This window comes from Kitasatospora sp. NPDC056181 (genome assembly GCF_042266225.1).
Taxonomy (GTDB): domain Bacteria; phylum Actinomycetota; class Actinomycetes; order Streptomycetales; family Streptomycetaceae; genus Kitasatospora.
This window is the reverse complement of sequence record NZ_JBHJUK010000228.1, coordinates 1-10,092: the sequence shown is the minus strand read 5'-3', so window position 1 is coordinate 10,092 and position 10,092 is coordinate 1. Positions and strand designations below refer to the sequence as shown.

The window sequence follows — 10,092 nt, the reverse complement described above, 5'->3', positions numbered from 1 at the left end:
GAGCAGGGGCCACTGCTCCGGTCCCCGGCCCGCACCGGTCGGATCAGTACGCGCTGTCGTACGTGTAGAACTTGGTGTGGTCCAGCAGGTCGGCCGGGGTGACGTCGTTCCACGGCTTCATGGTGTCGTTGAGGGCGACCACGTTCCTGGTGCGGCGGACCGGCTGGTAGCCCTGGCCCGCGTGGCGGCTCTGCCAGCCGGCCCAGAGGCGGTCGATCATGCAGTGGTGCATCCAGAACACCGGGTCGTTGGGCGACATTCCGGTGCTCATGGTGCCGCCGACCCAGACGTGCACCCGGTTGTGCACGTTGACGCCCACCCAGCCCTCCAGGTTGTTGCGGAAGCCCGCACTGGAGCTGTTGAACGGCGCGGCATCGTACGTGGCGATCCCCAGCACGGCGTCCACGTCGGCCTTGGTCGGCAGGTCCTCGCCGCTCTGGCCCAGCCGGCGGATCAGGTAGTTGCGGGTGTCGGGCCTGACGGTGAGCGTCCAGTTGCCGGAGCTCTGCGCGAACGGGCCGGTGGTCACGCGGCCGTCGCTGCCGGCACCGCCTCCGCCGAGAAGGTCCGGGCCCCAGAGCGAGGAGTCCGGGCTGCGGTCGGTGGTCCAGTCCCAGTACGGCAGCGTGACGGTGGCGTCGATCGCCTGCAGTGCCCGCTCGAAGCGCAGCAGGAAGCTGCGGTGCCAGGGCAGGAAGGACGGCGAGCGGTGACCGGTGCGCTCGGTGGTGTCGGTGTCGCTCATGATGAAGTCGTTGTGCGTGCTGACGAACGCGTCGTAGGCACCGCGGCGCTTGAGTTCCAGGACCGCGTTGACGAAAGCGCGCTTCTCCGCGGCCGTCAGGGTCGCCTGGTTCTTGCGGACTGCCATTGGTTCTTCCTTCGAGGGTGGTCTGTGCGGAGGCCGGAGTGCGGTCCGAAATCAGGCGGCGAGCGGGGCCAGGTCGGCGCCGTCCAGGGAGTTGACGGCAGCCCGGACCAACGCGCGCGGCGTGGTGAAGGTCTGGTAGTGGTTGATGACGCTGATCCAGGTGCCGTCCGCATTGCGCATCATGTGCAGTTCGCGGCCGTCGATCAGCACCATGTAGCCGCTCATCGCGTGGTGGCCGTCGCCGGACATCGGCATGCCCTGGATGCGGCGGCCGCGGAAGACCTCGTCGAAGCTTTCGCCGCCCTCCGTGTCGGCGCCGCTGGCGGGTGTCACGGTGGGGCCGGTGAGGCCCAGGACGACCGTGCCCGCGGCGACGGCCGTCGCGGCAACGGCGCCTTGCAGCATCCGGCGGCGGGTGATTTCGGTGGTGGTGTCTTCGGACATGGCAGTGCCCCCAGATGGAAAACGTGAGGAAGTTTCAGTGCCCCCGTAGCACGCGGACCGGTCGGCAGATTCGGCGGCGATCGGCCCGCTCGAAATCATTCCTACCAGTCGTGAGCGAACAGTCCCGATGCGTGATCGACTTGAGGACCAAAAGTGCTCATTTCAAGCCGGTCACGTGAAGGATGTTGCATCTTCTACAGAAGCCAGAGCTTCGGTTCACAGCGAATCCTGCGCGCGAAAACCGGAGATCCTTCACCCTGGCGGCCACCACGCCGCAAGGCCTGCGGCCCTGACGCACCCCTTGTGACGGTCGTTACACGAACAGGTTGACGCGATGCCACCAGGTGATCACGCGCTGCCCCGCCCTGCCGACACGGCCTCGATGGCGGGTGATCCGGCGGTGGGTACGGACGCTTCTCGATGGCGTCCAGGTACTGACGCAGAGTCCGTCCGTCGACGGGGACCGAGTCGATGCCCCGGATGACCTCGCCGGCGCGAAGGCCTGCCGGCCCCGGCCGTGGTGGCACGTGCCCGGGCTCCCCGATCGGGCGGTAGCGAACGAGCCGTCGGCACAGACAGCCGCCGACCCGGCCGTAGTGGGCGTACTGGCCTTCGGAGTCGAGGATCGACGAGCAGGCGCAGAGCCGCTCGACCACCTTCTTCACGCCCTGCCTGACCAGCGGCTCCATGGCTGACACACCCCAGGAGTCCCGCTGCCCGCCGTGTTCACCCCGCACGCCACCCCAGGAGCTCCCCGGCCTTCGGGAACGAGGTGTCGTCGATCACCCACTCCTCCGGCGCGAGGGCGGAGGTCGTCTCCCGGACGATCCGCCGCAGCACCGGCGCGTGGTCCCGCGGCGACTGGCCGACGAACTGCCGCAGGGCCCGCATGTTCCCGTCCCGCAGCCGCTCGGCGATCGGCCGGATCGACGTGCGCCACCCATCCGGCATCAGCCCTTGCAGGTGGCAATCCCCCTGCCGGCGCCGGTCCTTGCGCGCCCGGGACGCGAACACCTCGGCCACGAACGCGCCGAGGTGTTCGCGCGGCTTCTCCACCTCACCAGGATCCACCGGCCGCAGCGCGCACCGCCGCGGCAACGGTGACCCGGACGACGGCGTCCGTCAGTACGAAGCGCTGGTGGCGCACCGGCCGAGGTCGGTGTTGCACACGACGACGTACGAGGTGATTCCGGAGTCCTGGAGCTGGAGGGTGTAGTGCTTGTCGCCCCGGACGTTGCTGTAGGCGCTGGACCAGCGGCCGTTCGACTGCTGGAGGTTGACCGTACAGTAGTTGCCCGTAGTGGAGATCACGTAGCCCTGCACCCAGTCGTGCCCGTTGTAGTACTGAACGTTCATGCCTCCGGCACAGCCGGGGACGTTGGCGGGGTAGGTGGCGTCGGCCGACGCCACCCCAGTGCTGAGACCCAGGCTGCCTGCGGCGACGGCAGTCACGGCGGCGAGGCGGACGGCAGTGCGCAACCCAATCATCGTTTCCCCCTGTGGAGTTGGCGGCTGATTCCTGCGACCTATGCTGCCATCGAACCCCCCTGAAGGCACGTCTCCCGCACGAATCCACACACGCCTGGGACGACCTGCCGCGCGCGGCGTGGCGGCAGCCGTGGCCGGAGCCCCTCGGCCGAACCAGAGCCCGGCTCAGCGGTGTTCGGGGTTCTCGAAGTCGAATCGGCAGCCGGCGTCCCACTCGGAGCGCTGGTTGCCGTGGGCGGGGATGCCGCCGGCGTCCTTGAGCATGCGGGCCAGGTGGAGCAGGTTCCACGTCATGAAGGTGGCGTTGCGGTTGGTGAAGTCGTTCTCCGGGCCGCCGGAGCCGGGGTCCAGGTAGGACGGGCCGGGGCCCGCCTCGCCCACCCAGCCGGCGTCGGCCTGCGGCGGGATCGTGTAGCCCAGGTGCTGGAGGCTGTAGAGCACGTTCATCGCGCAGTGCTTGGCACCGTCCTCGTTCCCGGTGATCAGACAGCCGCCGACGCGGCCGTAGTAGGCGTACTGGCCCTCGGAGTTGAGGATCGACGAGCAGGCGTAGAGCCGCTCGATCACCTTCTTCGTCACGGAGGAGTTGTCCCCGAGCCAGATCGGGCCGGCGAGGACGAGGATGTCGGCGGCCATCACCTGGCTGTAGAGGACCGGCCAGTCGTCCGTCTCCCAGCCGTGCTCGGTCATGTCCGGCCAGACGCCGGTGGCGATGTCGTGGTCGACCGCGCGGAGCACGTCGACCTGGACGCCCTGGCGCTGCATGATGCCGGTGCTGACGTCGATCAGGCCCTGGGTGTGGCTGCGTTCGGGTGAGCGCTTGAGCGTGCAGTTGATCACCAGGGCGCGCAGGTCGTCGTGGCGGCGGGGCGGGGCGGGCTGCGGAGCGGACATCGGCGGGGCCTTTCGACGGGCCTTGCGAACCTCGCGACGGGCCGTGCGACGGGTCATGTCGCCGGCCCGGCGGCGGGTTTCGTGGCGGAGCGGTCGCCCACCAGTCCAACCGGACCGCACCGCCGCCGCCTGCCGGGTGGGCCGACCGCCTTACGGGGCCGACCCGCCCGGTGGACGCACCCGGTGGACGCACCCGGTGGACGCACCCGGTGGACCCGCCGGGCGGGCGGAGTCCGCCGGGCCGGACCGTCAGGCGCCGTCCGGCTGGTCGAGCGGGGGAAGGACCGGGGTCACGAACAGCCGACCCGCCAGGGCGGCCCCCGCGGTGACGGCGGCGAGGGTGGCGTCGTAGAGCGGGCGCAGGTTGCGCTGGTGCCAGAGGGTCTGGGTGGTGGCCCAGGCGGCGTCGCGGGCACGGGCGATGGAGAAGCTGGCGACGATGTGCTTCAGCGGTTCGGCGGCCTCGGTGGCAGCCCGGATGACCTGCGCCTCGAAGGAGGCCCGGACCTCCGCCTCGACCTGGGCCAGCAGCTCGTTCACCTTGAGGTAGTCGGCGTGCACGGGCGGCGTCTCCGGCGTGGTGCGGCGTTCGATGCAGGTCGACACCACGGCGAGCGGGAGGTCGTGGCTGATGTGCGCGTTCATCCCGGCGAAGGCGAACTGGACCGGCCAGACCACCCGGTTGTCCCTCGCGTCGAACAGCGGCTGCCAGGACGCGTTCACCGGGCTGCCGGCCTCGGCCGCGTCCACGGCGTCGAAGTAGAGGTTGGCGAAGACCACGTCCAGGCGCTCGATGAACGCCTGGTCCTGGAAGAAGCCGGCCTGGAGGCGTTCGCCCACCAGCTCGGTGACCCGCAGGTACATCCGGTTGAAGCAGGCGACGCCGTCCCGCGGGTCCTGCCGGGCCTCGATCGCCCGCATCCGCTCGACGACCTCCTCGACGCTCTGTGCGCTCCTGGTCCGCGACTGGGTCATGGTGTCCCCTTCCGAGGCGTTGGGTGGTGCCGTTCGGTCCGACTGCCACCCATACACACCGCCCGCCACCGCCACGCCCGCCGCCGTCCCGGACACACCGGCCCCGTTCACCCGAACCGCCCCTCGCGGCCGTCGGCCGGGAGGGGCGGCAGGGGCGACCGGTCCCGGGCCTACCCCACGGGCCAGCCGTCCACCGTGGTGATGCTGCGGTGGTAGGGCCCGTCCGGCCCGGTGCTGCGGTAGTCCTCCACCGAGCCGCCGGTGCGCACGGTGCTGTCCCCGTCGTGCCGGTGGGCGGTCGGGCGCAGGGTGTGGTCGACGGTGGACCGCCCGGTGGTCCGGCCGCCGACGGCACTGGTGTCCTCGCGGTGGTAGCCGAGTTCCATGGCCGTCCGCTGGTCGCTGTTGCCGGCCGCGTCCCGGGTGACCTTGTAGCTGACGTCCAGCGGTTCGCCCTCGTGGACGGTGGTGGTGCGGTGCGGGCCGGCGCCCCAGCTGGCGGTGGTCCGGGTCAGGTCGGTGCGGTTGTGCAGGGTGAGGTCGTTGCCGCCGTCGCGCAGCTGCTGGGCGGAGCCGAAGACGAGGTCGTCGCGGACCTCGGTGGTGACGCGCCCGTGCGAGGTCTGCACCCAGCCGCGCGCCAGGTCGTGCCGGTTCGCCGTCACGTTCCAGTCCCCGCTGCCGCCGCCGTGGTCCGTGAGGACCGTCCCGACCGCCGCCTCCGGTGCCACCCGGTACTCGGTGAGCTGCCCGGTGGTGCGGGCGGCGCCGCGGTCGACCTCGGCGAACAGGTTGACCTGCCCGCTCCAGAGGTCGTTGGCCTGGGCCTCCGCCGCGTTGACGGCGATGCCGACGGAGTGCGGGCGGCCGTCCAGCAGCAGGCCGACGTACGGGGTGAGGTCGACCCGGTACGCGGGCAGGTCGAAGGCGAAGACCCCGGGCGTGGGCCGCCAGAGCAGCGGGTCCCATCCGCCGGTGTAGATCACCGGGTAGGGCCAGACCGCGCCGGCCGTCCGTCCGTCGATGCTGAGCCGCAGCTCACGGAACGGCCCCTTCCCGCACACCCCGGACCCCGGGTTGGCGCGGGCGAACTCGTCCGGCGCCGACGCGTACGCGAACTCCTCGCACGCGCCCCCGCCCCGCACGTACACCTCGGCGGTCAGCCGCTCCAGGTTCTGCGGGAAGGTGAGCTCGCGGCCGGCCGCCGGCGCGGCCTGGGTGAGCCCGAACGCCCCGGTGGTCAGCACCCGGTCGGCGGTGCGGGCCGCGGGCCACCGCGCGGAGGTGGTGTAGAAGGTGAGGCTCGCCGAGATCCGGAACACCCCGGTGTAGGTGGCGTCGGTGACGTTGGCCAGGTCGAAGGAGAACGGCTGCGCCCCGCCCGCGAACAGCGGCGCGTACCGGGTGACGTCCCGCTCGACCGCCCACTCGATGCCGTCCTTGGAGGGCTCGGGCGTGGACGAGAGCAGCACCTGCACTCCGCCGACCCGCACGCTGAACAGCCGGTCGAACTGCCGGCCGGCCACCTGTCCGTGCAGGTCCATCACCACCGCCGACCACGGCCCCGCGCACTCCGCCGGCGGCGCCACGGTGGCGCTGTACGGCGTGTCCGGCGGATTCCCGTACCCGTCCCGGAACGGCTGGTCGTGCATCACCTCGACCGTGCACGAGCGCGTGTCCGGCCTGGTGAGCGGCCTGACCGCGCTGAGCGGGTCGTGGTAGTCGCTGCCGAAGTCGGCGTGCGCGGGCCCGGCGGCGGCCAGCGCCCCGGTGAGGGCGAGCAGGACCGCCCCCAACAGGCGGCCTGCTCGGCGAAACAGCGGACGAACAGCCATCGGTGTCCCTCTCCTCGGCCCGGACGGACGACCCCGGCATCCTCCCGACAGTGGCATGCCACCGTCAATACTCGTGCCCGCCGGAAGCCTGACTCCGGGCTCGGCTCCGGGCCCCGGACTCCGGCTCCGGTATGGCGTTTCGGCAACGAATGCAACCTTCCGCATCCACGGTGCGTGCACGCTCTGGTAGGGATGTGGCGGTTGCGGGCGCGGGTCGGCGCCGCGCGGCACGCGGGAGGGGAAGCACGTGGGCACGACATCGAGGGTGGCCGTCATCGCCGCCGAACAACTGGCCGTCGACCGGGCGTACGCCTGCTACGACGCGAAACTGGCCGAACTCGCGGACGGGGGCGCGGCCGCTGCGGCGGCCAGCGGCAAGGACGGCATCGCCGCCCGGGCCGAGTCCCGGGCCCGGGCGGACGTCTTCCGCCTCGACGACGAGAACCTCGTCACGATGCGCGTGGACGCCCAACCGGACGGAGCGGCCGAACCGGAGGTCTTCTACCTCGGGCGGCGGACGGTCCACGACCCCGAGACCAGCGACACCGTGGTCATCTCCTGGACCAACGCGCTCGCCACCGCCTGGCGCCTGGCCACGCCCGACGCCCCCGGTGAGGTGCGACTGCGGCGCCGTCTGGACTGCGACGGACGGACGGTCACGGACTACCGCGACGACATCGTGCCGTCGGCCGCCACCGGGGCCGAAGCCGGCGTCCCGTCCCCCGGGGACGCGGACCGCACCGCGCGTACCGCCCGGCCCGTCGTGGACGACCTCCTCCTCAGGGACCTCGACCGCTCCCGGCGCACCCTCATGCGCGACATCGTCGAAACCATCCAGCCCGATCAGATGGCCCTGGTGGCCGGCCCGTCCACCGATGTCCTGGTCGTCCAGGGCGGCCCCGGGACCGGGAAGTCCGCCGTCGGACTGCACCGGGTCACCTGGCTCGTCGACAACAGGCGCTTCCGGGCCGAGGACATCCTGGTCGTCGGGCCGCACCGGCGGTTCCTCGAATACGTCGGCAGGGTCCTTCCGACCCTGGGCACGCGCAACGTCACCGCGGTCGAGCTCCCCCTGCTCTGGCCAGGCGGCGTACGGGCCCAGGACGACGCGGCCGTCCGCCGGGTCAAGTCCGACGAGCGCATGGCGGAGGTGCTGCGCCGGAGGGTGGAGGGCAACTGCCGGCGGGCCGCCGTCGAGGCCGCCGTGGCCCCTGCCGAGGACGGCCGGGAGGAGCCGGTGCTCACCGTCGTCCTGGGCAGCGCGCCGCTGCGGGTGCCGGCTTCCGAGGTCCTCCGCGCCTTCGACGACGCCCGCGACGGCACGGGGCACTACCGGGCACGCCGCGACCGCTTCCGCAACCTGCTGGTGGACCGCCTGCTGGCCGCGTTGCAGCAGGGGTTCCCCCAGCGGGCCCTCGACCAGGCCGTCCGGCGGGACGTCGAGCGCCACCGCCAGGTGTCCGCACTCGTCGAACGGGCCTGGCCGCCGCTCAGCCCCGAGGAGGCGTTGCGAAGCCTGCTGAACACGCCCGCCAGGCTGGCCGAGTGCGCCTCCGGGGTGCTCGACGCGCAGGAGCAGGCGCTGTTGCGGCGCCCGGCGGCCGAGCGCGCCGAGGACGAGCCCTGGACGCTCGACGACCTGGTGTGCCTGGAGGAACTGCGCTCCCTCATCTCGGGCGAGACCCCGCAGCGCTACCCCCACATCGTGGTGGACGAGGCCCAGGACCTCACCCCCATGCAGGCCAGATCACTGCGGCGGCGGAACCCGAAGGGGTCGATGACCGTCCTCGGCGACCTCGCCCAGGCCACCGGCCCGCACGGCTACGCGGACTGGGAGCGGATCGCCCGGATCCTGGCGGGTGAGGGCGGCTGGCACCTCGAACAGCTCACCACCAGCTACCGGGTGCCGGCCCGGATCATGGAGTTCGTCGCCCCCCTGGCCCGCGAGGTGGCCCCGTCCGTTCCGTTCCCCGTCGCCGTCAAGGAGGCGGACGGGGAGGCCGTACGCATCGTGGAGACCACTCCCTGGCAGCTGCTGGCCGAGGCGGTCGGGCACGCGGCACGGCTCGCCGGCTCCGACGGCCGTACCCAGCGCTCGATCGCCCTGGTCGTCCCCGAGGACTCGGACTGGCTCGCGCAGGTCCAGCTGCTGGTCGACTCCGCGGAGGAGATGACCGACGAGGTGCGGGAGGCGGTGACCGTCCTGACCGCCGGTGAGGCGAAGGGCATGGAGTTCGACCACGTCCTGGTCCTGGAGCCGGCCACGATCACCGCCCGCGGCCCCGAGGGAGCGCGCCAGCTGTACGTGGCGCTGACCCGGAGCACCCAGACGCTGACGGTCCTACACGCCTCACCGCTGCCGGCGGTCATGCTGCCCGCCGCCGACGGGACGCCCCCCGCCGACGCCGACGCCGACCGGCGCCCCGGCCCCGGCACCGGCCTCGGCACCGTGGATGCCGTGCGTTCCCTGGCCGTCGACGAGATCGAGGTGAGCGCCGAAGCGGGCACCGTGTTCGCCGGTCTCACGCCCGAGCAGCCGGGTCCGGCGAGTCCGGGGTTCCCCGCCCGGCTCCGGCGCTCCCTCGCAGCGGACCTGGCCAAGGGCCACGTCGAGATCTCGTCCCGCGGCGCACTGCTGGTCCGCGGGATCTCGCTCACCTGGACGCTCGCGCCGGACGGCCGGTCGGTCGTGTCCGTCCGCCGGCACACCCCCCTGGACGCGGAGATCCACGCCACCCTCGGCCTGCCCGAGGCGGACGAGCTCGAACCGGGTACGGGGTTGAGGGTCCGCGCCCTCGCCCACGGCGACCGGTTCCATTGGCGGGTCACCCCCGTGGCGACGGACCGGCAGCGGCGCTACGTCCTGGAGCTCCGGCAGGACGACCCGAGGCCCGAGCCCGGACAGGAGCTGGACGTCCGGGTCGTCCGGCGGCACTCCGACGTCTACGTCGTGGCGGCGGACGCCGCCCCGGGAACGCTGAGCGACGAGGAACCGGCGGCACTCGGCGGGCCGTCACCGGCCGCCCTGCTCACGGCCGAGCTCAGGGCCCTGGCCGACCAGGACCGGACGTGCCTCAGGCACGAGGCGGTCCGTCATCAGCTCAAGAGTTCGCTCCTCTTCGCCGGCCACCGGCCGGACGACTCGCCGATCGCCGACGTCATCCGGCCCGGCGCCCGGGGGCCGGTCGTCTACGAGGTCCTTCCGGCCGGCCGGACCTCGTACCACGCCGTTCGGGCCGGCGCCGTCCGCCTGCGGGAGATCGCGCAGGTCCTGCCCGACGCACCCGGGCGGCTCTGCGTGGTCCTGCCCGAGGCACCGGACGAGCCGTGGATCCCCGAACTCGTCCAGCGCGTCCTGGACGTCGCCGTCATGTGGCACTCCCCCACCGGATGGCAGGGCCCGGGCGGCTCCGAGCCGATGGGCGCCGCCGACGATGCCTGAACCCCGCGGGGCGCGGTCCGCGGGCGGGCCCGTCCGCACGCGCCGGTAACGAAGGGTGGGGCGGCAACCGGAGTGGAACGGTTGGCGCCCCCCCCCTAGGGCGGGTGCCACGGTGAGTACCGGGAGGGGCGCGCGGTCGTGTC

Annotated in this window: 8 protein-coding genes; 1 reads left to right on the top strand and 7 read right to left on the bottom strand. The window is 72.6% G+C overall.

Annotated elements, in window-relative coordinates; genetic code table 11:
* Window positions 1–43: 43 nt before the first annotated feature.
* The 7 genes from ACFC1F_RS41020 to ACFC1F_RS40990 all read right to left on the bottom strand — a co-directional run bounded on the left by ACFC1F_RS41020 (window position 44) and on the right by ACFC1F_RS40990 (window position 6,507).
* The gene (locus ACFC1F_RS41020) at window positions 44–871 is read right to left on the bottom strand and encodes a tyrosinase family protein (protein ID WP_209409882.1); all 828 of its coding nucleotides are present in this window, start codon (window positions 869–871) and stop codon (window positions 44–46) included.
* Window positions 872–922: 51 nt separating this feature from the next.
* On the bottom strand, window positions 923–1,315 hold the full coding sequence (locus tag ACFC1F_RS41015) for a tyrosinase cofactor (protein ID WP_245203994.1): 393 nt from the start codon (window positions 1,313–1,315) through the stop codon (window positions 923–925).
* Between the two features lie 726 nt (window positions 1,316–2,041).
* Entirely contained in the window at window positions 2,042–2,371 is a 330-nt protein-coding gene (locus tag ACFC1F_RS41010) for a transposase (protein ID WP_376166622.1), read from the bottom strand.
* Window positions 2,372–2,437: 66 nt separating this feature from the next.
* Window positions 2,438–2,794 carry a hypothetical protein gene (locus tag ACFC1F_RS41005; RefSeq protein ID WP_148642039.1) on the bottom strand — a complete coding sequence of 119 codons (357 nt, stop codon included), beginning with the start codon at window positions 2,792–2,794 and terminating at the stop codon, window positions 2,438–2,440.
* 174 nt (window positions 2,795–2,968) lie between these two features.
* Window positions 2,969–3,697, bottom strand: a complete 729-nt coding sequence (locus ACFC1F_RS41000) for a flavodoxin family protein (protein ID WP_376166620.1) — start codon at window positions 3,695–3,697, stop codon at window positions 2,969–2,971.
* A gap of 249 nt (window positions 3,698–3,946) precedes the next feature.
* Entirely contained in the window at window positions 3,947–4,672 is a 726-nt protein-coding gene (locus tag ACFC1F_RS40995) for a DUF5995 family protein (protein WP_376166618.1), read from the bottom strand.
* Between the two features lie 170 nt (window positions 4,673–4,842).
* Window positions 4,843–6,507 (bottom strand): peptide-N4-asparagine amidase, encoded by a 1,665-nt coding sequence (locus tag ACFC1F_RS40990; RefSeq protein ID WP_376166616.1) that lies wholly within the window; start codon window positions 6,505–6,507, stop codon window positions 4,843–4,845.
* 247 nt (window positions 6,508–6,754) lie between these two features.
* Here ACFC1F_RS40990 and ACFC1F_RS40985 point away from each other — a divergent pair, with 247 nt between their 5' ends.
* On the top strand, window positions 6,755–9,949 hold the full coding sequence (locus ACFC1F_RS40985) for an AAA family ATPase (RefSeq protein WP_376166614.1): 3,195 nt from the start codon (window positions 6,755–6,757) through the stop codon (window positions 9,947–9,949).
* The last annotated feature ends 143 nt before the right edge of the window (window positions 9,950–10,092 follow it).